At 71.5% G+C, this 23,111-nt stretch carries 20 protein-coding genes; 5 read left to right on the top strand and 15 right to left on the bottom strand.

What is annotated here, in order from left to right; genetic code table 11:
• Nucleotide 1: 1 nt before the first annotated feature.
• From OG885_RS39885 to OG885_RS39865, 5 genes are read right to left on the bottom strand one after another with little or no spacing between them, the layout of a single operon-like run.
• On the bottom strand, nucleotides 2–1,984 hold the full coding sequence (locus OG885_RS39885) for an endo-beta-N-acetylglucosaminidase (RefSeq protein ID WP_405740653.1): 1,983 nt from the start codon (nucleotides 1,982–1,984) through the stop codon (nucleotides 2–4).
• Entirely contained in the window at nucleotides 1,981–3,237 is a 1,257-nt protein-coding gene (locus OG885_RS39880) for a glycosyl hydrolase (protein ID WP_405740650.1), read from the bottom strand. Before OG885_RS39880 ends, OG885_RS39885 begins: the two co-directional genes overlap by 4 nt.
• A gap of 33 nt (nucleotides 3,238–3,270) precedes the next feature.
• Entirely contained in the window at nucleotides 3,271–4,101 is an 831-nt protein-coding gene (locus OG885_RS39875) for a carbohydrate ABC transporter permease (RefSeq protein WP_405740647.1), read from the bottom strand.
• Nucleotides 4,098–5,009 (bottom strand): carbohydrate ABC transporter permease, encoded by a 912-nt coding sequence (locus OG885_RS39870; RefSeq protein ID WP_405740644.1) that lies wholly within the window; start codon nucleotides 5,007–5,009, stop codon nucleotides 4,098–4,100. The genes OG885_RS39875 and OG885_RS39870 overlap by 4 nt, the downstream gene beginning before the upstream one ends.
• A gap of 2 nt (nucleotides 5,010–5,011) precedes the next feature.
• Nucleotides 5,012–6,301, bottom strand: coding sequence for an ABC transporter substrate-binding protein (locus OG885_RS39865; RefSeq protein WP_405740641.1), 1,290 nt, complete (start codon nucleotides 6,299–6,301; stop codon nucleotides 5,012–5,014).
• Between the two features lie 245 nt (nucleotides 6,302–6,546).
• Between OG885_RS39865 and OG885_RS39860 the strand changes: the two genes are divergently transcribed.
• Nucleotides 6,547–7,557, top strand: coding sequence for a LacI family DNA-binding transcriptional regulator (locus OG885_RS39860; RefSeq protein ID WP_405743101.1), 1,011 nt, complete (start codon nucleotides 6,547–6,549; stop codon nucleotides 7,555–7,557).
• 19 nt (nucleotides 7,558–7,576) lie between these two features.
• On the opposite strand, the gene OG885_RS39855 is transcribed toward OG885_RS39860, so the two are convergent.
• Nucleotides 7,577–9,121, bottom strand: coding sequence for an alpha-L-fucosidase (locus tag OG885_RS39855; protein ID WP_405740638.1), 1,545 nt, complete (start codon nucleotides 9,119–9,121; stop codon nucleotides 7,577–7,579).
• A 12-nt stretch (nucleotides 9,122–9,133) separates the two neighbouring features.
• The gene (locus tag OG885_RS39850) at nucleotides 9,134–10,975 is read right to left on the bottom strand and encodes a family 20 glycosylhydrolase (RefSeq protein ID WP_405740635.1); all 1,842 of its coding nucleotides are present in this window, start codon (nucleotides 10,973–10,975) and stop codon (nucleotides 9,134–9,136) included.
• 259 nt (nucleotides 10,976–11,234) lie between these two features.
• On the opposite strand from OG885_RS39850, the gene OG885_RS39845 reads away from it, so the two are divergent.
• Nucleotides 11,235–12,578, top strand: a complete 1,344-nt coding sequence (locus tag OG885_RS39845) for an amidase (protein WP_405740633.1) — start codon at nucleotides 11,235–11,237, stop codon at nucleotides 12,576–12,578.
• 6 nt (nucleotides 12,579–12,584) lie between these two features.
• On the opposite strand, the gene OG885_RS39840 is transcribed toward OG885_RS39845, so the two are convergent.
• Both OG885_RS39840 and OG885_RS39835 read right to left on the bottom strand, forming a co-directional pair.
• Nucleotides 12,585–13,148, bottom strand: coding sequence for an SMI1/KNR4 family protein (locus OG885_RS39840; protein ID WP_405740630.1), 564 nt, complete (start codon nucleotides 13,146–13,148; stop codon nucleotides 12,585–12,587).
• Between the two features lie 100 nt (nucleotides 13,149–13,248).
• Nucleotides 13,249–13,422 (bottom strand): hypothetical protein, encoded by a 174-nt coding sequence (locus tag OG885_RS39835; RefSeq protein ID WP_399963674.1) that lies wholly within the window; start codon nucleotides 13,420–13,422, stop codon nucleotides 13,249–13,251.
• A gap of 480 nt (nucleotides 13,423–13,902) precedes the next feature.
• Between OG885_RS39835 and OG885_RS39830 the strand changes: the two genes are divergently transcribed.
• Complete coding sequence (locus tag OG885_RS39830; protein ID WP_405740627.1) at nucleotides 13,903–14,298, top strand: hypothetical protein; 396 nt, start codon at nucleotides 13,903–13,905, stop codon at nucleotides 14,296–14,298.
• Between the two features lie 25 nt (nucleotides 14,299–14,323).
• Nucleotides 14,324–15,127, top strand: coding sequence for an SDR family oxidoreductase (locus tag OG885_RS39825; RefSeq protein ID WP_405740624.1), 804 nt, complete (start codon nucleotides 14,324–14,326; stop codon nucleotides 15,125–15,127).
• Between the two features lie 9 nt (nucleotides 15,128–15,136).
• On the opposite strand, the gene OG885_RS39820 is transcribed toward OG885_RS39825, so the two are convergent.
• The 6 genes from OG885_RS39820 to OG885_RS39795 all read right to left on the bottom strand — a co-directional run bounded on the left by OG885_RS39820 (nucleotide 15,137) and on the right by OG885_RS39795 (nucleotide 21,743).
• Nucleotides 15,137–15,367 (bottom strand): hypothetical protein, encoded by a 231-nt coding sequence (locus OG885_RS39820; RefSeq protein WP_405740622.1) that lies wholly within the window; start codon nucleotides 15,365–15,367, stop codon nucleotides 15,137–15,139.
• 76 nt (nucleotides 15,368–15,443) lie between these two features.
• Nucleotides 15,444–16,949, bottom strand: a complete 1,506-nt coding sequence (locus tag OG885_RS39815; RefSeq protein ID WP_405740619.1) for an SDR family NAD(P)-dependent oxidoreductase — start codon at nucleotides 16,947–16,949, stop codon at nucleotides 15,444–15,446.
• A 104-nt stretch (nucleotides 16,950–17,053) separates the two neighbouring features.
• Nucleotides 17,054–18,373: a wax ester/triacylglycerol synthase family O-acyltransferase gene (locus OG885_RS39810; RefSeq protein WP_405740617.1), complete on the bottom strand. Its 1,320-nt coding sequence runs from the start codon at nucleotides 18,371–18,373 to the stop codon at nucleotides 17,054–17,056.
• 148 nt (nucleotides 18,374–18,521) lie between these two features.
• On the bottom strand, nucleotides 18,522–19,742 hold the full coding sequence (gene glgC, locus OG885_RS39805) for a glucose-1-phosphate adenylyltransferase (RefSeq protein WP_405740615.1): 1,221 nt from the start codon (nucleotides 19,740–19,742) through the stop codon (nucleotides 18,522–18,524).
• A 53-nt stretch (nucleotides 19,743–19,795) separates the two neighbouring features.
• Nucleotides 19,796–20,947: a glycogen synthase gene (gene glgA / locus OG885_RS39800; protein WP_405743099.1), complete on the bottom strand. Its 1,152-nt coding sequence runs from the start codon at nucleotides 20,945–20,947 to the stop codon at nucleotides 19,796–19,798.
• Between the two features lie 40 nt (nucleotides 20,948–20,987).
• Nucleotides 20,988–21,743, bottom strand: a complete 756-nt coding sequence (locus OG885_RS39795; protein WP_405740612.1) for a (2Fe-2S)-binding protein — start codon at nucleotides 21,741–21,743, stop codon at nucleotides 20,988–20,990.
• Between the two features lie 210 nt (nucleotides 21,744–21,953).
• Between OG885_RS39795 and OG885_RS39790 the strand changes: the two genes are divergently transcribed.
• Nucleotides 21,954–23,090 carry a DMT family transporter gene (locus tag OG885_RS39790; protein ID WP_405740609.1) on the top strand — a complete coding sequence of 379 codons (1,137 nt, stop codon included), beginning with the start codon at nucleotides 21,954–21,956 and terminating at the stop codon, nucleotides 23,088–23,090.
• The last annotated feature ends 21 nt before the right edge of the window (nucleotides 23,091–23,111 follow it).

Here is a 23,111-nt window from a genome sequence, read left to right as displayed (position 1 = left end):
GTTACCAGGGGTGGGTGACGGAGACGGGTGCCGACGACGTGTACAGCTCCCCCACGGCACGCAGTTCGAACCGCGCGGCCCGCTCGCCCTGTTCGGGCTGGAGGCCCCCGAGGAAGTAGGCCTGCTGACAGGTGCCGCCGAGGAAGCGCCGGGTGCCGTCCGGGAGCAGGCGGTGCAGGGTGTAGTGGCGTACGTCGCCGGGGGCAGGGTTCCAGGCGAGGCGGAGGTCGCCGCCGGACGCGGCGGTCACGCGGAACGCGGTGGGTGCAGCGGGGCTCAGGACCGTGTCCCGGACCGCGATGCCGCCCAGCCGCCAGGTCACGGGCCCGTCGGTCGCGGTGAGCCGCACCCCGAGCGCGTGAACGGTCCCGGTCAGGCCTCGGAGTCGTACGGTCGATGTCTGCCAGGTGTCGCCCGAGTCCACGGGCAGATAGGCATACGCGCTCGGCTCGCCGGTGGCCACCGCGAGCTCGATCCGGACCGCGCCCGCGTCCGTCCGGTGCGTCACCTCGACGACCGTGTCAGCGGTGATCGGCAGGCGTGTGGCGTACACCTCCAGCACCGTCGGCGCGTCCAGGGCGCCGTCCACCAGCACGCTGCTCCCGCCGCGCCACGCGTCCGCGAAGTCGAAGCCGACAGCGGGGCGTTGCCCTTCCGTGCGCACCACCCACTGCCGCGACGGCAGCCGGTCCTGGAGGCCCAGGTGGTTCCAGGGCGTTTCCGAGGTGACCGCGCCCTGCTCGTACCAGCGCAGCCCGTGCCCGGTGTTGAACACGCTCGCGAAGGGAAGCGACGTCACCGTCGACCGGTCGGCGACGGACACGGCCGGCGCCCGCCAGGTGTCCGTGGCGTCCGGCCGGGACGGGTCGAGTGAACGGCCGCTCCAGAAGCGGTCGTCGGCGGCGTGGAAGTCCTCGGGGGTGCGGGTCGCGGGCAGGTGGTTGCGGGTCCACTCGGGGCGGTACAGGCCGATCGAGGCGATGTGGGCGCGTCCGCTCGGCACGATCGCGTCCCAGTTCACGGACTTGTCCGAGCCGTTCGCCTCCACGTCCACACCGACCCACAACTCATAGCGGCTGCGCCCCAGTTGATCGGCGCGCGTACCCGAGGAGGCGAGACCGCTCGCCGTCCAGCGGAAGTCCACGAACATGTCGTCGGCGGTCTCGAAGAAGGGCTGGTTGCTGCTGTTGAGGGCGCCCTGCCAGCTCACCGACCCGTTCACGGTCATCGAGTCGTACCAGGTCACCCGCTGCCCCCGGGCGGCGGCGAGGGACTTCAGCTCCCGTAGGAAGCCGAGCATGGCGGCCCCGAGGGTGCTGTCCCCACCCCCGGTCTCCGCGTTCACGAACCACCCGTCGAAGCCGTACGACTCGGCCACCGCGACGAGTTGAGCGGCGAGCGGATACCGTCCGGCCGCGTCCTTCTGCACCAGATCCCGTGTCCACCGCAACTGCCCGCCGTAGGCGACCGGCGGCAGGAAGATGTTGCCGAGGACGGGCACGCCGTGCCGGTGGGCGGCGTCCACGATCGGCGCGTTGGGCGCCAGGATCAGGCCCTCACCGGAGGAGCCGCCCCAGAAGACGAGTTCGTCGACGTAGGCCCAGTGCCCGAAGGCGTAGTAGTCGGCTGTCGGCGCGCCCTGTGAGGGGTTGCTCGACGTCGGCCCGAAGGACACCAGGGACTGGATGCGGGCCTGTCCGGCGCGGGCGGTCCCGTTCGCCGGGGTGGGGGTGAAGCGGGCGGCGAGCGGCACGGACGCCGCGTTGAAGGCCAGGTCGGGGTCGTCGGCAGCGCGCCAGGACTTCAGGCTGCGCCAGGTGATACCGGTGCCGGGGGTGCCGGAGGGCAGGGAGTCCGGGTACCAGTAGGAGGCGTACGGCTGGAGGGCGGCGGCCTTCGCTTCGGGGGCGGCCCCCGCGGGCTGCGCTCTGAGCAGGGCCGCCGCGGCTCCTGCGATCAGCACGGTGCGTCTGGTGGGGTTCACGAGCGGGTGCCTCCTTGTGGGGTGGGGAGTACCTGGTCGGACGTGATGACTTCGGTGATGCCGCGCGCGGTGAGGTGGGCGGGGTCGGCGGCGTGCGTGTCGAGCACGGTGGTGGGGCGGGCCCCGTCGGCGACCAGCCGGAAGAAGGCGTCGTAGACGGGCCCGCCGGGTGCGCACTGTGAGCGCCGCGACGGGTGCGCGGGGACGACGAGGGCGGTGGTGCGGGCGGCCGGGGCGTAGGTGTGGGCGCGGGCCGCCTTCGCCAGCACGTGGGCGATGTCCTTGGGTCGGCGGTCGTTGGTCAGCAGGCCGAGCCCGTATTCGAGCGAGGGGAAGTCGGCCAGCTCCCGGGACACGTCGTGGGAGCACCACCAGGTGATGCCCCACAGGTCGGGGCAGTCCAGGGCGTTGGCGACGGTGGCCTCGGTGAAGGCGGCGGCGTGCTCGGGCGGGACGAGGGGCGCGGGGGCGCCGACCTCCTGGAGCCAGACGGGGCGGTGCGGCTCGGCGGCCCATGCCTTGCTCAGCTCGACGAGGTAGGCGGCGTGGTGCTCGGTCGGCACGGAGGGGCGGCCGTGCCGCTGGGCGGTGCCGTTGAACACCCAGGAGTGCACGGCCGTGACCCCGCCGAGCCGGGCGGCCTGGGCCGGGGTGAAGGGCTGGTCGTCCTGGTACCAGGTGGCGTCGTACTCGGCGTGCAGATGCAGCCGTCCGGGGGCGCCCTCCTCGCACGCGGCCAGCAGACGCGTCAGCCACGCGTCGATCTGGTCGGACGTGGCCCGGTCGGGGTCGGGGTGGGGGCCCGCCGAGAACTGGTTGACCTCGTTGCCGAGGGTCATGCCGAGGAAGTTGGGCCGGTCGGCCAGCGCCGCGGCGAGCGTCCGCAGGTAGGTCGCCTGGCCCTCGACGACGTCCGGGTCGGTGAACAGGTTGCGCCGGTGCCAGGTCCTGGTCCACGCCGGCAGGAAGTCGAAGCTGCTCAAGTGCCCTTGCAGACCGTCGACGTTGACGTCGAGGCCGCGTTCGGCGGCGGCGTCCGTCAACCGCACGAGCTGGTCCACGGCGGCGGGGCGGATGAGGGTGCGGTTGGGCTGGAAGTACGGCCACAGCGGGAAGACCCGGATGTGGTCGAGGCCCAGGGCGGCGATCGAGTCGAGGTCGGCCCGGACGGAGTCGAGGTCGAAGTCGAGCCAGTGGTGGAACCACCCTTCGCTGGGGGTGTAGTTGACGCCGAAGCGCACGGCAGCAGGCATGCGTGTCCTTGTGACGGAGGTACCGGGGTCGGGTCAGCCCTTGACCGCGCCCTCCCCCACCCCGCGGAAGAAGTACCGCTGGAGGCAGGCGAAGAGGGCGATCAGCGGGGCCACGGCGATGACCGTGCCCGCGGCGACGAGGCGTTCGTCGCCCGCGAAGGTGCCGTGCAGATAGTTGAGGCCGATGGTGAGCGTGAACCTGGACGGGTCGCTCAGCACGATGAGCGGCCACAGGAAGTCGTCCCAGGCGCCCATGAAGGCGAAGATCGCGACGACGGCGAGGGTGCCCCTGACCGAGGGGACCGCGATCCGCAGGAACCGCTGCCAGACGTTGGCGCCGTCGACGTAGGCCGCCTCCTCGATCTCGTACGGCAGGTTGAGGAAGGCGTTGCGCATCAGCAGGACGTTCATGGCGCCGATGCAGCCCGGCAGGACGACGCCGATCAGGGTGTTGTTGAGGCCGAGCTCCCGCATGGTCGTGAACTGGGCGATGATGATGCCCTCCACCGGCACGAGCATCGCCAGGATGAAGGCGAGGGTGGCGATCCGGCGGCCCCGGTAGCGGAGCCGGGCCAGGGCGTATCCGGCGAGGGCGGAGCCGACGCAGTTGGTGACGACGTTGGCGGTGGCGACCTTCAGGGAGTTGAACGCGTAGTCCCAGACGGGGATGGTGTCCGCGACGCGTTCGTAGTTGTGCAGGGTGGGGTGTTGGGGCAGGAAGGTCGGCGGTGAGCTGTAGATGTCCTCGGTGGGGCCCTTCAGGGAGGTCGACAGCTGCCAGAGGAACGGGCCCACGGTCAGGGCGAGGACGGCGAGCAGCAGCACGTACCGGAGCGCCAACTCCCCCGCGCGTACTCGGGTCATGACTCACTCCTGCGGTCGGCCCGCAGCACGAGCAGCATCAGTGCGACGGTGACGACGAAGACGACGACGGAGATCGCGGACGCGTAGCCGACGCGGCCGGTCAGTCCGGTGCCGGTGCGCTGGACGAGCATCACGAGGGTGGTGTCCTCGCCCGCCGGGCCGCCGCTCGGGCCCGCCATCAGGTACACCTCGGAGAACACCTTGAAGGCGGCGACCGAGGACAGTGCCCCGACCAGTGCCATGGTCGAGCGGACGGCGGGCACGGTCACGGCGAAGAAGCGCCGTACGGCACCCGCTCCGTCCACGGCCGCCGCCTCGTGCAGTTCCCGCGGGACGTTCGCCAGCGCCGCCAGGTAAATGATCATGTAGTAGCCGAGGCCCTTCCAGACCGTGACGGCCATCGCGCTCATCAGGAGCAGCCACTGGTCGCTCAGGAAGCCGACCCGGCCCACCCCGACGGCCTCCAACAGGGCGTTGATGAGGCCGCGTTCGTCGAGGAGCCATACCCAGATCAGGCCGACCACGACGATCGAGGCGACGACCGGGGTGTAGAAGGCGGACCGGAAGAAGGTGATGCCGGGGATGTTCTTCTGTACGAGCAGCGCGAGCAGCAGCGGCAGGATCACGAGGGCGGGGACGACTCCGAGGACGTACAGCACACTGTTGCGCAGTCCGATCCAGAACATGTCGTCGTGCAGCAGCTCGCGGAAGTTGGCGAGTCCGACGAACTCGCCCGGGATCAGGGTGCGGCGGTCGGTGAAGGCGTTCACCAGGGTCGACACGAACGGGTACAGGATGAACGCGCCGATGATCAGCAGGCCGGGCGCGGCGAACACCCAGGGGCTGGTGGGCAGGTGGCGCCGGACACGTACCGGACGTGTCCGGGGCCCGGTCGACGACATCAGCATGGCTAACCCTGCTGCTGGAGCAGCGTGTCGCAGGCCTTGACAGCGTTGTCGAGGGCTTCCTTGGGGCTCTCCTTGCCCTGCAGCGCCTTGGCGACCTCGTTGCGCAGCGCCGTCTTCATCTGTTCGCTGAACAGCACCGGCGTGTAGTTGACCGCGGTCTTCAGCGACTTGGCGGCCGCGATCCGCACCCGGGTCTCGTCCGTCCCGTCCTCCTTGGTGAAGTACGGGTCGTCGAGGGAACCGGCGGTGCTGGGGAAGATGGCGACCTGCCGGGCGAAGGACATCTGGTGCGTGGCGTCGGTGACGTAGTGCGCGAAGGCGACCGCGGCGGGCTTCCTCTTGCTCTGCGCGTTGACCATGACGCCCATCACGTACATGTTGGCGTGGCCGGTGCTGGTGATCTGGTCGGTGATGCCGATGTTCTTGTAGAGGTTCGGCGCCTGCTTCTTGAAGTTGCCGAGGTCGAGGGCGCTGCCCGGGTTCATGGCGACGGCCTCGGTGAGGAACTTCTTGCCGGACGACTCGGGGGTGGCGGTGAGCGCCTGCGGGTCGAGGGCCTTGGCGTCGTACAGCTCCTTGTACTTGGCGAGGAGTTCGACGCCCTTGGCGTCGTTGAAGGCGAAGGCGGTGCCGGCCGGGTTCATGAGCTCGACGCCGTAGCGGCCGAAGTCCTCGATGGTGGGGACGTTGGCGAGGGTGGAGACCTCGCCGTCGCTGTTCCTCGCGATCTGGAGGGCGTCCGTGAAGAGTTCGTCGTACGTCCTCGGCGGCTGGTCGGGGTCGAGGCCGGCCTTCTTGAACAGGGACTTGTTGTAGAACAGCGGCCCGGTGTTGAGGTACCAGGGGAAGGCGTAGGTGCCGGTCATGCCAGGTATCTGGTGGCTGGCCCAGGCGCCTTCCAGGTACTCCTTCTTGTACTGCGCCGCCGCCTTGTCGAGGTCGAGCGCGAGACCGGCCTTGGCGAGCGGGGCGACGAGGTCCGGGGAGACGTTGACGACGTCGGGCAGGGTGCCGCCGGCGGCGTCGGCGCTGATCTTGTCGGCGTAGCCCTCGGCGGGCTGGTCGATCCATTTGACCTTGGTCCCGGGGTACTTCTTCTCGAAGTCGGCGATCAGGCCTTCGAAATACGGCTTGAAGTTGGCCCTGAGGTTCCAGGTCTGGAAGGTGATGTCGCCCTCGACCTTGCCGGAGGCGTCGGTCGAGCCTCCGCCGTCGTCCCCGGAGCCGCAGGCGCTCAGCGGCAGGACGAGACAGACGGCGGCGGCGACCAGGGCTCTACGGGAAACAGGCACGGCGAAACGGCCTCCTTGTGCGGCGGGTGGGTGCGGCGGGGCGGGTGCGGCGGGTTGGCCGACGACGCAGACCCTGCACGCCTCGCCGAGGGCCCGTCAATAACTCTCGCAGGGCTAATCGAATTAGTGACTAATGCGGTTTAGCCACTTGAGCGCTGAACCGCATTAGTGCATGCTGGCGCGGAATCTTCGCAGGAATGGGGAAGCACGTGTCAGGCAAGCGCTCACCGGCCCGACGGCCCACGATGAAGGACATCGCGCGACATGCGGGCGTCTCCCAGAGCGCGGTCTCCTTCGCCCTCAACGGCCGGCCCGGCGTCTCCGAGGACACCCGGGACCGGGTGCGGCAGGTCGCCGAGGAACTGGGCTGGCGGCCCAGTACGGCGGCGCGTGCCCTGTCGGGCGAGGGCGCGGCGACGGTCGGCTTCGTGCTCGCCCGCCCGGCGGACACCTTGGGCGTGGACTCCTTCTTCCTCCAACTCGTCTCCGGTATCCAGGAGGTACTCGCGGAGCGCCATCTCGGGCTGCTCTTCCAGGTGGTGGAGGACGTGGCCGACGAGTGCGCGGTGTACCGGCGCTGGTGGGCCGAGCACCGGGTGGACGGAGTGCTGGTGGTCGACCCGCGCACCGCCGACCCACGGCCCGACGTCCTCGACGAACTCGGCCTGCCCGCCGTGGTGATCGGCGGCGCGCCCGACGAACGCCACCCCGGTCTGTCGACGGTGTGGGCGGACGACGCGGGCGCGATGGCCTCGGTGGTGGACGGGCTGTACGCCCTCGGCCACCGCCGGATCGTGCACATCGCGGGCCTGCCGGGGCTCGCCCACACCGAACGCCGTATCCGCACCCTGCGCGCCGAGGCCGAGCGGCGCGGCCTCAGCGGGGTGCGGTCGGTGACCACCGACTACTCCGACGCCGAGGGCGCCGCCGTCACCCGCCGGGTCCTGGAGGCCGCCGACCCGCCGACCGCGCTGATCTACGACAACGACGTGATGGCCGTCGCCGGTGCCGCCGCCGCGACCGAGCTGGGCCGGTCCGTGCCCGGGGACGTGTCGGTGGTCTCCTGGGAGGACTCGGCGCTGTGCCGCATGGTCAGGCCATGGCTGTCCGCCCTGTCCCGGGACAGCGTCGAGTTCGGGCGTACGGCGGCCAGGGAGCTGACGGCCCTGCTGGACGGCGGCCCGGCGCGGACCGTACGGGTGCCGGTGCCGCGGCTGATCGAGCGGGGCAGTACGGGCGCGGCTCGGGGTGCCTGACGCCCGCCCAAGTCCCTCCTCAGACCTGCGACTTGTACAGCCCGAACTCCGCGACGTGCACCGCGCTCCGGGCCGCGGTGACCCTCAGCCGCCAGCGCCGTGCCCGAACCGCCGTCGGCAGCAGCAGAATCCGGCTCGCGCCGACCGTTCCGGCCGTCACCACCTGCCGCCAGGCCCCGTCGAGATGCGCCTCCACCACGAAGCCCTCGATCTGCTGACCGTGCCGGATGTCCTCCGCCAGCCGGACCCGGTCCACCGCGCGCACCGCCCCGAGGTCGACGGTCACCGTGCCCTGGGAGGTGACCGTACGGGCGCCACGGGCCAGATCCTCGGGCAGTTCCCGGTCCACGCGCTCCCGGAACTCCCGCAACCGCGTCACGTCCGCGGCGGCCAGCAAGCCATCCGTGTCCGGCGGGACGTTGAGCAGCAGCACCGCGTTGCGTCCGACGGACCCGAAGTAGATGTCGGTCAACTGGTCGACGCTCTTGGGTTGTTGATCGGCGTGGTAGAACCAGCCGTCCCGGATGGACACATCGCACTCCGCGGGCCACCACTGGAGGTAATCCGTCTTCGGCTGGGCGGCGACCAGGGCGGCGCGGCTGCCCTCGTCGGGGGTGTCGTAGGACAGGGCCCAGTCGGTGCGCCCGTACTGGTTCTCCTTGACCGGGACGACGCTCCACTCGTCCTCGCGCGCGAGCCCGCTCTCGTTGCCGACCCAGCGCAGGTCGGGTCCGGTGACGGCGATGGCCGCGTCCGGGGCGAGGGCGCGGACCAGGGTGTACCAGCTGTCCCAGTCGTAGCTCTCCACCTTGTCCGACGGGATGCGTCCCTGGGCGCCGTCGAACCACACCTCGTCGATCGGGCCGTACTCGGTGAGGACTTCGTAGAGCTGGTTGAGCATGTGGGCGCCGTAGTCGGTGGCGTCCAGTGTGTAGGTCTGCGGCGGGGTGCGGTCGTCGCCCGCGACGAGGGTGGGGACGGTGCGGGTCGAGCGGGCGCTGCCGTTGGCGTAGACGCCGTCGAGGTACTGGTTCTCGTCGGCGGGCGAGATGTAGACGCCGACCTTCAGGCCGTACCGGCGCATCGAGTCGGCGAACGACCGCAGCACGTCGCCGTGTCCGTCGCGCCAACTGCTCGACGCCACGGAGTGGTCGGTGTAGCGGGAGGGGTAGAGGACGAAGCCGTCGTGGTGCTTGACGGTGAGGATGGCGAGCCTGAAGCCGCCGTCCCGCAGGGCCCTGGCCCACTGGTCGGTGTCCAGGCCGGTGGGCTGGAAGACATCCGGGTCCTCGTCCCCGGTGCCCCACTCCAGGCCGGTGAAGGTGTTGACGCCGAAGTGCAGGAAGGCGGTGCGTTCCAGCGCCTGCCAGGCGATCTGCCGTGCGGTGGGCCGGACTTGGGAGGCCTTGCGGACGACGTCGTCGGGGGTGTCGTCGGGGCTGACGGGGATGCGGTACGCGGGGTCGGCAGGCAGCGGTGAGCCGAGCGCGGAGGTCGTGGTGAGACCGGTCGCGATGAGCGCGGAGACCGAGCCGGCCACGAAGGTGCGTCTGGAGACGGTCATGGTTGTGGCTCCTCAGCTCAACTGCCATACGGCGGGCGGGTGCTGGTCGGGCGGGTACTGCACGATGCGGCCGTCGGCCGTCACGCTCAGCGCCATCCGCGTGATGACGTTGACGAGGCGGTATCCGCCCTCCGCCGGCTGCAACTGCCAGCGCTGCAAGGTGTTCGTGGCGGAGCAGCCGTCCCAGGTGGCCTGGACGCCCGGCTGGAGCGGCACGTTGAGGGTGAGCCTGCCGCCGCTCACCGCGAGGCAGCCCAACGGGCCGCGCAGGGTGACATAGCCGTCCGCGGTGCGCGCCAGGTCCGCGTCGAACGTGACGCCGTCGGCCTGGAAGGAGTACGACCCGTCCGGCACCGGCACCGAGGTCAGGTCCCGCCATCCGGGCGCGTGCCCGACGGCCGCGCCGCGCGCGGTGAATCCGGCATAGGTGGCGTCGGGGTGAGAGTCGCCCCAGGTGGCCTGGGCGATGTGGCGCAGGGCCGACCAGAGCCGTACGGCGACCTCGTTCTCGGTCTCGCCGCGTCCGTTGTCCGGCCACAGGCTGATCTTCGCGCCGGTGACGCCCCGGGCGGAGGCCAGCTTCTCACCCTCGAAGCTGCGCGGGTCCCAACTCTGGTCGTACAGGCCCTCGGTGTCGCTGTGGAAGCCGCCGCGGATGAGGTAGAGCGAGTACGAGGCGTTCATCAACGGGTAGCCCTGGGCGATGAGTTGGCTGGGCTTCGTCGTCACGTTCAGCCAGTGCTCGACGATGGTGCCCGCTGTCACCGGGACGGTGTTGGCGCCGGTGAGCCCGTCGTTCCAGATGCGCAGCTTCCTGCCCTTGGCGGCGGCGTAGGCGCCGACGCGGTTGACGAAGTCGATGAAGGCGTCCTGCGGAGTGGCGCCGGAACCGTATCTGTCCTGGGCGTACTTGAGGATCTGCGGGTACTTGGCGAAGTCGGAGCCGAGCATGTACTCGTCGGCGCCCATGTGCCAGGCCGGGGCCTTGAAGACCTCGGCGTACTCGTCGATCAGGCTCGTGTAGTAGTCGAAGGCGGCCGGTTGGGTGATGTCGAGCCGGGAGGGCTGCTTGTCGCCGTCGGAGTCGGTGAGTTGGAGATCCGGGCGGTTCTCGATCCACGGGTCCATGTGCCCCGGGGAGTTGATCTCCGGGATGATCTCGACGTGGTACTTCTCGCCGAGGGCGACGAGTCGGCGTATCTCGTCCTTGGTGTAGTAGCCCCAGGTGTTGGCCTCGGGATGGGCGTCGCTCTTCACCTTCAGCTCCAGGAGCAGCTGGTTGAGCTTGTGGTTCGCCATCTCGCGGACGAGGTTCTCCAGCCAGGGCACGGAGATGTGGATGTAGCAGGCGCAGACTCCGACGCCCCGCTCCTTGTAGCGCGGGACGTCGACGGTCCGCCCGGCGGGGACCCGGTCGCCCTGCGCGAGGAGTTGCAGGAGGGTACGGGTGCCGTAGAAGGCGCCGGTCTCGGTCGCGCCGGTCACCGACAGCCGCTTGCCGACGCGGAGTTCGTAGCCCTCGGCGCCGAGCGACTTCCTGGCCGGCTGGATGTCGACAACGATGTCCCCGCCGCGAGCCGTGCCGCCGACCACCGGAACGCTGCCATGACCGGCCGCCCGCAGATCGTCGGCGAGGGTGCCGGCGACCCGGGCCTCGGCGGGGGTGTCCGCGACGAGCCGGGCGCCGGACCCGAAGGCGTAGCTGCCGGACTCCGGGGTCCAGTCGGTGAGGGCCGGGACGGTGACCGGCGGCGGCTCGGCGGCCCGCTGCCCGGCGACCGCGGGGACGGGCGACAGGAGCAGGGCCAGGGCCGCGACGACACCCACGAACCGGCGTCTGGGAAACGTACTCACACGCCACTCCAATTCATCGGATGGCTGATCATTGGACGGCCCTCAGGAGCTGTCAATGGGACCGGAAACCAGCCGAGTTGGCTCATTGATCGGATGACCTGCGCGTCTCCAGAAGCCGCTTCGCGAAAAGTCCAACAACACCGGCGCGATTGTCCAAGAAGGCGTCCGTGCGGGTGCCCGGGCAGGCCCCCCCTCTCGACTCCACGACCGAGCCGGGGCACAGTTCTCCCTACATACTCGCCAGTACGAGGAGAGACCCGTGACCAGCTGGATCGGCCGGACCGCCGCCGAGATCGCCGCCGCCGTGCGGGAGAAGCGGGCGACGCCCCGCGAGGTGGTGGCCGAGCACCTCGCCAGGATCGAGCGGCTCGACGGCCGCGTCGGCGCCTTCCGGACGGTACGGGCCGAGGCGGCGCTCGCCGAGGCCGACGAGGTGGGCGCCCGTGCCGACCTCGCCGAACTGCCCCTCGCCGGGGTGCCGGTGGCCGTCAAGGACAACCTCGCGGTACGCGGCGAGTCCAAGCGCGTCGGCTCGGCGGCCACGCCGGACACGCCGTCGGCGGAGGACCATGTGACGGTCGCCCGGCTGCGCGCCGCGGGGGCGGTGGTCGTGGGCCTGACGAACGTGCCCGAGCTGTGCGTCTTCGGCACCACCGAGGGCGTCCACGGCACCGCCCGCAACCCCTGGGACACCTCGCGCACGGCGGGCGGCTCCTCCGGCGGCAGCGCGGCCGCGGTCGCCGCGGGGCTCGTCCCGATCGCCCTCGGCAACGACGGCATGGGCTCGCTGCGCATCCCGGCGGCCAACTGCGGCCTCGTCACCATCAAGCCCGGTCACGGCGTGGTCCCGGCGGGCGTCAGCGACGGCGACTGGTTCGGCATGTCCGAGAACGGTCCGCTGGCGACCACGGTCGAGGACGCGCGGCTGATGCTGGGCATCCTGGCCGACGCGGAGTTCGTACGGCCGCCCGAGTCCGGTATGCGCAAGGTGGCCGTCTCGCTGCGCAGCCCGATCGCCGGCATCGCGATCACCGCGCCCTACAAGACCGCCGCCCGGGACGCCGCCGAGGTGCTGATGAAGGCCGGCCATCAGGTGCGCCGCGCGGACCCGGCGTACCCGATGTCGCTGAGCTTCACCTCGCTCGCCCACTGGACGGCCGGCACGTCCGAGGACGCCCAGGGTCTCGACCCCGCCCTGCTGACCCGGCGCACCCGGGTCCACGCCGCGGTGGGCCGCCGCTTCGTGAAGCGGGCCGGCACCGGCAGGAGCCGCGAGGAACTCCGCCGTCGCCTGGAGCCGTTCTTCGAGGAGTACGACGTCCTGCTCACCCCGGCGCTGGCCCGCCGCTCCCCCGCCTCGGCGCCCTGGCACGAGCGCGGCTGGCTCCGCAACGTCCTGGCCAACACCAACTACTCGCCCATGACCCCGCCCTGGAACCTGACCGGCTGGCCCGCGATGTCCGTCCCCTTCGGCACCCTCCCCTCGGGCGCCCCCACCGCCGTACAGCTGGTCGGCCGCCCGGGTTCGGAGGCCCTGCTGCTGGAGACGGCGGAGCAACTGGAGAAACTGCACCCGTGGCAACGAACGGCACCGCTGGACTGAGGCCGGTCAGCCCCAGCCGGGCGGCAGAAGGTCCCAGGAGCTGCGGCCGAGCCATGCGGCGAAGGTGATCGGCGGCGTTCCCCGGAGCCGGTCGAGGGAGAGCGGGAGGATCAGGCCGCAGGTGGCCCGCCCATCCCACCACAGGGTGCCGGCGAGCGGGCCGGTCAGCGCCAGCAGAGTGGCGAAGCCGCAGCCGTGTTCCTGGGCGACGACGGCACCGGCCGTCCTGCGCTCCTCGAACGCCGCGCACTCCTCGTCCCATGCCTGCCAGGCAGCCGCGTGGGCGCGCTGATCGGCGAAGTCCTCGACGCGCGGCTCACGCTCGCCCAGCTCGTCGTCCTCGACGGCGTAGGAGCCGGGGTGCGGAAACGGGGAGGAGAGCGACTCGCGCGAGGTGGCGCCGTTGTTCTCCCACCACCAGCCGCGCTCCGTCCGGGCCAGCCGTGACACGGCGCCGCCGGCGCTCACGTCCAGCAGGTATGCGCGGTACTCGGCGGGAAAGGTGACCCCCAGCTCCCGTTCGGCCTCGGCGACCTCGGCCTCGGAGAGGGGCGGCGGTATCGGCGCCACCTACGGCGCCCGGTGCGTCATGTGCTCTGCGGGGTGCATCGGCATGGGCGTGAGTCTCGCACGCCCATGCCGTCGGCGATCGCGAAGGGGACTGTCGGCGTCAGTCCACGCTGGGCAGGATGTGGGGCTCGGCGAGGTCGTCCTCGTAGCCCGCGAGGCGGATGGGGGCGGACCGCGCCCACACGTCGAGGCTGCCGAGCTGTCCGGGCCTGTGGCCGGCCTGCTCCTGGCGTTCCTTGGGGCGTTGCTCGCGATTCGTCTTCTCCGGTGTCACCGCGCACTCCTTATGTGTCGGGTCACCCTCGGGGCGTACCAGCCAGGATGCGGCCTGGCACCGGACGCCCGCTCGGGTCTGAGTCGAGAACAGTTCGGACGCGGTGGCGCCGGTAACTCTGGTGAGAACAGACCGTGGTGATCGGTTTGCCCCAGGACGGACCGTGGGTGTGGGTAGGACCCCGTACTGCTGTCCGTCCGCTACAGATTAACCAAATGAGCAGGGGCCCGCTCGATGGGGCTGAAAACAAGGGGTAACTATCACAAGTCCCCCGTGTTCATTGGGTCCCTTAACAAGGCATTTGTCCATAAATGCCCTGCCAGCAAGCTCACCCGTTCGGCCTACACGCCCGGTCGCGCCTTCGCGGAAATCCGAGGAAATCCGGTCCCGGTCGCGCAGTTCAGGTCCCGTTGGCCGGTTCGCAAGGCGGCCATGGTCTGCTGACGGGCGGCAACGGCCTGTCCGGCGAGAGGACTACGCGTGGAGCTGCGCAGTGTCGAGGAGCTGATGGATCTGCTGTACGCCTGCCGGGACCCGCACGGCCTGCGGACCGCCGCGCTGCTGCGCCGCGGCCGCCCCGCCGACAAGGAGCTCCAAGTGGCGGGGCTCGTGCAGGACATCGGGCAGGTCCTGTGCCCGGGCGACGAGGCCCACCGCCACGAGCGGGCGGCGGAAGCCGTACGACCCCTGCTCGGCGAACGCGTCCACCGTCTCGTACGACGCGAAGGCCCCGCCGGCGACGACGACCTGCTGCGGCTGCGCCTCGCTCAGGAGGAGAGCCGGGCCGCCGCCTTCGACGCGGGGGTCCTGGAGGACTGGCGGACCGTGCTGGAGCTGCTGGCGGCGCGGAACTCACGTCTCGGGGCTGTTGACTGACGGCCCGTCATGAGACGGTACGCCGATGACGTCGCCGTACGGGCTGAGTGGTAAGGCCGCCGTCGTCACCGGCGGGACGCGCGGGATCGGGCGCGAGGTCGCCCGGCAGCTGGCGGACGCCGGGGCGCTGGTGTGCGTGACGGCCCGGGACGCCGCGGACGTCCGGCGGACCGCCGCCGAGCTGGGCGGCATCGGAGTGGCGGGCAGCGTCGCCGACCCCGCCCATCTCGCGGAGGTCACCGCGCTCACCCTCCGCGCGTTCGGGCGGCTCGACGTCCTCGTCAACAACGCCGCGACCAACCAGCCGTACGGCCCGCTGATGGACGTCGACCCGGACGCCTGGCGCGAGGCGTTCACGGTCAACGTCGAGGCACCGCTGCGGCTGGTGCGCTGCGCGTGGCGGGCGTGGATGCGGGAGCACGGCGGCTCCGTGATCAACGTCTGCACGGAGGGTGCCACGCATGTCGGGCCGCGCATCGGCGCCTACGGCACCAGCAAGGCGGCCCTGCTCCATCTCACCCGGCAGCTCGCGGGGGAGCTGGCGCCGCGGGTCCGCGTCAACTCCGTCTCCCCCGGTCTCGTACGTACCGAGATGGCCCGGTTCGTGTGGGAGCCGGGCGAGGCGGAGCTCGCGGCGGGGCTGCCGCTCGGGCGGATCGGGGAACCGGCGGACGTGGCGCGGGCCGTCGTGTGGCTGGCCTCCGACGCGGCCGAGTGGATCACCGGTGCGGATCTGCTCGTGGACGGCGGAACGCGGGTCAGGGCGGCGCAGCCGGGCGGATACGCCGTCCATGACCGGCTGCGGTCGTACGCGCCGCCGCAGCCCTGAGGGTTTCCCTTACGGGAAGAGCGCGATCCCCATCAGGACGATCAGCACCACGAAGGCGACGAACGCGATCGTGCCCCACGTCCACGGGTGCTTGTAGGGGTCGTGGGCGCCGCCGCGGGGCCGGTCCTCGGGGAGGACGGGATGCGCCGGGCGGTCGCTCGCGTAGAACTGCTCGTCGGTGGGGTAGTGGTTGCGCGGGTCACCGAGAGCGCGCGGATCGATGTTGTGCGGACTGGCCATGACTCACTCCTGGCGCGGTACTCAGGAGGGTCCGGGTTCCCCTACGAACGCCGGGGCACACGTCACGGCCGGCGCGTCACCACTTGCCGGGCGCGTAGTCCTTGAGGAAGACGCCGTACAGGTCCTCGCCCTGTTCACCGCGCACAATCGGATCGTAGACCCGGGCCGCTCCGTCGACCAGGTCGAGCGGGGCGTGGAAGCCCTCCTCGGCGAGGCGCAGCTTGTCGAAGTGGGGGCGTTCGTCGGTGATCCAGCCGGTGTCGACGGAGGTCATCAGGATGCCGTCGGTCTGGAACATCTCCTGGCCGCTGGTCCGCGTCACCATGTTCATGGCGGCCTTGGCGGCGTTGGTGTTGGGGTGTCCCGCGCCCTTGTAGCCGCGGCCGAAGACGCCCTCCATCGCGGAGACGTTCACGACGTAGGCACGTCCGCTCGCGGCCTTCTTCGCGGCCTCGGCCATGCTCGGGCGCAGGGCGCTGATCAGGATGAAGGGCGCCGTGTAGTTGCACAGCTGGGTCTCGAGCAGCTCGACCGGGGAGATCTGCTCGATGGTCTGCACCCAGGTGTTGGTGTCGACGACATCGGGGACGAGGCCGCCCGCGTCGATGGCGGTGCCGTCGAGGTGCTTGGCGACGCTCGCGTTGCCCGCGACGAGGGCGAGGTCGGCGACCTGCTGGGCGTCGATGCCGGAGATCCCGGCGGGCAGGGAGGCCAGGCCGTCGACGGCGCCGGAGCCGAAGGCGCCGATGACGTGGTGGGCGGGCAGCTCCCCGGCGGGCAGCGGGGCGCTCTCGCCGTCGACCAGGGCGGCGTAGGCGGAGGGCAGGCGGCGTACGGTCTGGGTCGCGTTGTTGACCAGGATGTCGAGCGGGCCTGCCTCGGTGACCTGCTCGGCGAGGGCGACGGCCTGGGCCGGGTCGCGCAGGTCGATGCCGACGACCTCCAGGCGGTGCATCCAGTCCCCGGAGTCGTCCATGGCCTTGAAGCGGCGGATGGCGTCCTTGGGGAAGCGCGTGGTGATGGTGGTGTGGGCGCCGTCGCGCAGCAGCCTGAGCGCGATGTACATGCCGATCTTGGCGCGGCCGCCGGTGAGCAGGGCGCGCTTGCCGGTGAGGTCGGCGCGGGCGTCGCGCCGGTCGCGGTTCAGCCGGGCGCAGTCCGGACAGAGCTGGTGGTAGAAGTAGTCGACTTCCACGTACCGGGTCTTGCAGGTGTAGCAGGAGCGGGGGCGCTGGAGTATCCCGGCGATCCTCCCCTCCTCGGTGACCGACGAGGGGAGGATGCCCTCGGTCTCGTCGTCGATGCGCTGGGCGGAACCGGTCGCGGTGGCCTCGGTGACCGCCTTGTCGTGGGCGGTCTTGGCGGCCCTGCGCTCCTGGCGGCGCCGCTGCTTGACCGTGCGGTAGACGCCGGCGGTGGCCCGGCGCACGGCGATCGCGTCGGGGTGGTCGACCTCCAGCTGGTCGAGCTCGTCGAGCACGGCGAGGCAGACGGCCAGCCGCTCCGGGTCGATCCCGGGGCCGTACACGACCTCGTCCACGGCCTCGTCCGTGATCGCCGAGCCGTCCTCTGTCACCGTCATCGCGCTGCCGTTTCCCTGCTGCCCCGTGCGGCGCTCCGACCGCGTCCGCTTTCGAACAGGGAATTCTACGGAGCGCCGGGCCCGTCCTCCAAAAACGGAGGGGGTCAAGCCTCACAGGCGGTGATGAGCGTCTCCACCTCCGCGGTGAGGGCCCTGGCCAGGACGTCCAGGTCGGGCACTGCTTCCGCGTCGGCGACGAGGCCGTAGTGGACGTGGCCGCGGTACGTCGAGACGGCGACCGCCAGGGACTGGCCGCGGGCCAGCGGGGCGAGCGGGAAGACCTGGGTGACCGGGTTGCCGCCGAGCTTCAGGCCGAGGCTGGGCAGCGGGACGCTGGTGACGAGGATGTCGAACCAGAGCCGGGCGGCCTGGCTGACCAGGGGCCCGCCGAGCCGGTGGCCGAGTGGGGGGACGTGGTCGGCGAGCAGGGCGACGGCACCGGCGCCGCGGTTGGGTCCGGCGTCCTTGTTGCGGTCCATGGCGGTGCGGACCGTGTCGAGGCGGGCGAGGGGGTCGGGGTCGCCGACCGGGAGCCTCATCAGGTACCCGGAGAGCCGGTTGCCCTGTGGGTGCGCGGTGCGCGGGCGGCGCTTGGAGACGGGGATCAGGGCGCGGGGGGCGACGCCGTCGCTGCCGTCGCCGCGCTCGTCGAGCCAGCGGCGCAGGGCGCCCGCGACGACCGCGATGAGCACGTCGTTGACGGTGCCGCCCTGGGCCTTGCGCACGCGGTGCACGTCGTCGAGGTCGATGACCACGCCCGCCGTGCGGCGGGTCCCGCTCGGTTCGGCGGTCAGAGCCGACGAGGAACGCACCCCGACGCCGGACAGGGCGACGGAGGCGCCGATGTCGAGGGCCCGGCCCACGTCGGAGACGGCGCCGCGGACCAGCCCGGGCAGCTTGCGCACGTCCGGCAGGAAGCCCGGGGACGGCTCCTCGCGGCGCGGCCTGCGCTCGGGCAGGTCCATCGGGTCCAGGATCGCCGCGGCGAGCGTCAGGGCGCGCAGACCGTCGGCGAGGGCGTGGTGGAACTTGAAGAGCACGGCGAAGGAGACGCCGTCCTCCCCCGGCAGGACGTGCGCCTCCCACGGCGGGCGGCCGCGCTCCAGCGGGCGTTCCATGAGCCGGCCGGCCTCGGCGTGGAAGTCGGCGGTCGGCGCGTGCAGCCGGACGTGGTCCAGGGGGTCGAAGTCGGGGGCGGGCTCGCGGGTCGCCCCGCCGAAGGACAGCGGCTGCCATACGTCCCGGATCCGCATCCTGAGGCCGGGCACCGCGGCGGCCCGCGCGGCGAGCAGGTCGGCCGCGTGGGCGCCCGCGGTGGGCGAGTGCGCCTCGAAGACGCCGAGGGCGCCCAGGTGCATGGGGTGCTCGGCGGACTCGATGTTCCAGAACGCCAGGTCGAGAGGGGCGAGCGGGTCGGAAGTCAATGGCTTGCCTCGCGTCGACGACGGGTGGGCAAGCAGTCAATCGCCCTCTGGCGATTACGGTCAAGTACGATCAAGCTACGCACAGTTAACAGCAGATTAAGTCCGGTCGTTCGCACCCCAGGGGGCACAGGGGTGCCGTTGGTGTGTCTCAGGACACCCGCTGGCCCTTTCCGAGCCCGATCACCCCGCCCTTGGAGACGGTGTAGAGCTCGGCGTCCCGCTCCGGATTCACCCCTATCGTGGCGCCGGGTGGTACCTCCACGTTCTTGTCCAGGACCGCGCCCCGCACCACCGCACCCCGCCCGATCTTGACGTTGTCGTGCAGCACCGACCCCTGCACGACCGCTCCCGGGTCGACGACCACCCCCGGCGACAGCACCGACCGGGTGACCTGCCCCCGAATGAGGCAGCCCGCGCTGATGATGGACTCGCTGGCGATGCCGCCCGCGTTGAAGCGGGCCGGGGACAGTTGGCCCGAGTGGGTGTAGATGGGCCACTGCCGGTTGTAGAGGTTGAACGCGGGACGTTCGGCGATGAGGTCCATGTGGGCGTCGTAGTACGCGTCCAGGGTGCCGACGTCCCGCCAGTAGCCGCGGTCTCGGTTGGTCTCGCCGGGGACGTGGTTGGCGCTGAAGTCGTACAGCTGGGCCTCGCCGCGCTCGGTGAGCTGGGGAAGGATCGAGCCGCCCATGTCGTGGACGGAGCGTTCGTCCTCGGCGTCCCGCTGGAGGGCCTCTATCAGCGCCTTGGTGGTGAAGATGTAGTTGCCCATGGAGGCGAACACGCACTCCGGGTCGTCCGCGAGGCCGGGCGGGTCGGCGGGCTTCTCCAGGAAGCGGTCCACCGTGAGCCCGTCCGAGCCGGGCGTGATCACCCCGAACTGCGAGGACTCGGAGCGCGGGACGCGGATCCCGGCCACGGTCACGCCCGCGCCGGCCTCGATGTGCTGGGCGAGCATCTGGCGCGGGTCCATGCGGTACACGTGGTCGGCGCCGAACACCGCGACGTACTCGGGCCGTTCGTCGTAGACGAGGTTGAGGGACTGCAGGATCGCGTCGGCGCTGCCCAGGTACCAGCGGGGGCCGAGCCGCTGCTGGGCGGGGACGGGGGTGACGTAGTTGCCGAGCAGGCTGGACATCCGCCACGTCGTGGTGATGTGGCGGTCCAGCGAGTGCGACTTGTACTGCGTGAGGACGCAGATGCGCAGGATGTCCGCGTTGACGAGGTTGGACAGCACGAAGTCCACCAGGCGGTACGTTCCGCCGAAGGTGACCGCGGGTTTCGCGCGGTCACCGGTCAGGGGCATCAGGCGCTTGCCCTCTCCGCCCGCCAGTACGATCCCGAGCACCGAAGGTCCGCCACGACGCATGGTCGCTCCCCTCACCCTGGTTGTGACCCATGCCTGCCCCTGCCCGGGGCGCACTACGCCTGTTTGAGGATCTCCTCGTAGAGCCGCACCGTGCGGCGGGCGACCGCGTCCCAGCCGAACTCCCCCACCGCGCGCTCCCGCCCGGCCTCACCCATCCGCCGGGCGCCCTCCGGGTCGCCGAGGACCGAGTCCAGCGCGCGGGCCAGGGCGGGCTCGAAGTCGTCGTCCACCGGGACGAGCAGACCCGTCTTGCCGTCGTCGACGACCTCCGGGATACCGCCGACCTTCGAGGCCACGACGGGAGTTCCGCACGCCATGGCTTCGAGGTTGACGATCCCGAGGGGCTCGTACACCGAGGGGCAGACGAACACGGCGGCGTGGGTGAGGAGTTGGATCACGTCCGGGCGCGGCAGCATCTGCGGGATCCAGTGCACGCCCTCGCGGACCCGGCTCAACTCCTCGTACAGCTCCCGGAATTCCCGGTCGATCTCCGGGGTGTCCGGCGCTCCGGCGCACAGCACGACCTGGGCGGCGGGGTCGATGTCCCGTACCGCGCGCAGCAGATGAGGCACGCCCTTCTGGCGGGTGATGCGGCCGACGAAGAGCACGAAGGGGCGGTCCGGGTCGAGGCCGACGCGGGTGAGGGCGTCGGTGCCGTGGTCGGGACGGTAGAGAGCGGTGTCGATGCCGTTGTGCACGATGTGCACCCGGGCCGGGTCGAGGGCCGGGTAGCAGGCGAGGATGTCCTCGCGCATGGCTCCCGACACGGCGATCACCGCGTCGGCGGCCTCGATCGCGGTGCGCTCGGCCCAGCTCGACAGGGCGTATCCGCCGCCGAGTTGCTCGGCCTTCCAGGGGCGCAGCGGCTCCAGGGAGTGGGCGGTCATCACATGCGGGATGCCGTACAGGAGCTTGCCGAGGTGGCCGGCGAGGTTGGCGTACCAGGTGTGGGAGTGGACGAGTTCGCGGCCTTCGAGGCCGGCGGTCATCGCGAGGTCCACGGAGAAGGTGCGCAGCGCGTCGTTGGCGGTGTCGAGGACGGGCCAGGGGCGGTGGCGCACCACGCCCACGCCGCGGCCCTCGCCCCAGCAGTGCACCTCGACATCGACCAGGGAGGCCAACTCCCGGGCGAGGAACTCGACATGGACGCCCGCGCCGCCGTACACGTCCGGCGGGTACTCCCGGGTCAGCAGTCCCACTCGCACCCGGAACCCCCTGTTCTCCACGGCTGGTTGCCCTTCATGGTCACCCAGATGCGGCGCGCGGGGAAGACCGCGGGGGCCGGGTGAAGCAGCAGTCCCCGCACACGCCGCCGCCGGGGACGCGGTAGTAGAGGCAGCAGCTGCGGCGCCGGAAGGCGGTGCCGGTGAGGGTTCCGGTGCCGGCGAGGAGGGGGTGGGCGAGGAGGTCCGCGGTGAGGGAGCGGGTGCGGGCGGCCGCCTCGGGGCGGTCGTGCGCGCGGGCCCAGAGCGACAGCTGCCGGGCGGCTCCGGCGAGGGCGGAGGCGGCGTTGCCACGCAGCAGGCCGGGGGCGAGGCGGTACCGGGACCGCAGCGCCGCCGCCAGCGGCTCCAGGTGTCCTTCCAGTACGGCCGCGGCGAGGGTGCCCGCGTCGCCGGGCAGCGCCCGCACCTCGGTCAGCCACAGGTCGTCGGGGGCGCTGCCGTCGGCGTCCCAGCGCAGCAGCCGGGCGTCGAGGTCGGGGACGTGGCCGTACAGCACGGCGCAGCCGAGGGCCGCCGACCAGAGCCGGGCGGCGAGGCCCTGCTGGGCGATGGAGGCAGCGATCCGCAACTCCGGGGCGCGGAGCGAGTCGGCCACTTTGCGGACACGAAAAGTCACGGATTCTTCGTAAACGTCCGACTTTTCGATGTCGTACGCCCGTGCGAGGGTGGGCAGCGTTGAACGGGGCGGCGCACCCGTGCGTAGTAGGAAGTAGCCGCCGAGCGGGCGGAGCGCGGCGAGATCGGCGTCGAGGTCCACGAAGAGCAGTAGTACCAAGGCCCCTAGGGGAGGCCATCAGGGGGTCGCGGGGCAGTGTCACCCACCTTGGGGAGGACTGACCCTCCGTAGTACTCCATCGGCAGTAGGACCCATTGCCTGCTCAGGTACGACGACGGGAATGTCTTTTCACGGCATCGTGTTGGACATGGAAGCCGACCGTTCGCCGCGCCGGGGTAACCACCCCTGCTTCACGCAGAGGAGCTGCTGATGAGCGCCCTCGCGTTGTCCGTCGTCCTGTCGCTCGTCTCCGCCGTCGCGTACGCGGGCGGGGCGATCGTCCAGGAGCAGGTCGCGGTGTCCTCCCCCGAGCAGCAGTTCGCGCCGTTCCGTCGGCCGAGCTGGTGGGCGGCGGTCGCGCTGAACGGCCTCGGCGGGCTGCTGCACGTGGTGGCGCTGGCCTTCGGCCCTCTCAGCCTGGTCCAGCCGCTGGGCGCCCTGACCATCGTGTTCGCCCTCCCCATGGCCGCCCTCTTCGTCGGCCGCAGGGCCGGGGCGACCGCGTGGCGCGGCGCGATCATGGCGACCGTGGGCCTCGCCGGTCTGCTGTCGCTGGTCGGCGCCTCCGACGCGCAGTCCCTGGACACCGCCCAGCGGGTGGCCGTCGCCACGGTCACCGGCGTCGCGGTCGTCGCCCTGATGATCGCGGGCCGGGCGGCCCACCGGCACCCGGCGGTGCGCAGCATCCTGCTCGCCACCGCGTCCGGTATCGCCTTCGGCATGTCCTCGGTGTTCACCAAGACCGTCGCGGTCGACTGGACCGGCGGCGTCTCGGCGGGCGACGTGCCCTCCCTCGCGGTGATCGGCGTCCTGGCCACGGCCGGCATGCTGCTCTCCCAGGCCTCCTACCGCGGCGCCGGGCTCGCGGCCCCGCTGGCCACGCTGACCGTCGTGAACCCGGTGGTGGCGGCCGTCGTCGGCATCACGATGTTCGGCGAGACCTTCCGCTACGGCACGACCGGCACCGCGCTCGCCCTGAGCTGCGGTGTGGTGGCGGCAGGTGGCCTGATCCTGCTGACGTCGGAGCGGATCGCCCGCACGGAGTCCATGCCGGAGCCCACGCCGGAGCCGGTCCAGCTGCCGGCCCAGGCCGAGGAGCCGGTGCGGGTCGGGGACGTGCAGGTACGCGTCCCCTCCTCGGCCGAGGAACTGCTCGCGGTCCTGCCCGGGCAGACGACGCCTCGCGAAGAGGCGCTGGTCGCGGTGGCCGAGTCGGCGGTCCTGGAGGACCCCGCCGACCCGGCCGAGTCCGAGGAACAGCCGATCTTCTACGTCGGCCCCCTCTACGGCGCCTCCTACATCCCGATGCCCGTGCTCGACCGGCACCGCATGAGGGTCAAATCCTGAGGGGCAGGTCCTGACCACGAG

Origin of the sequence: Streptomyces sp. NBC_00028 (assembly GCF_045041065.1) — a bacterium.
Lineage (GTDB): Bacteria > Actinomycetota > Actinomycetes > Streptomycetales > Streptomycetaceae > Streptomyces.
This window is presented reverse-complemented; position numbering and strand designations above follow the sequence as displayed.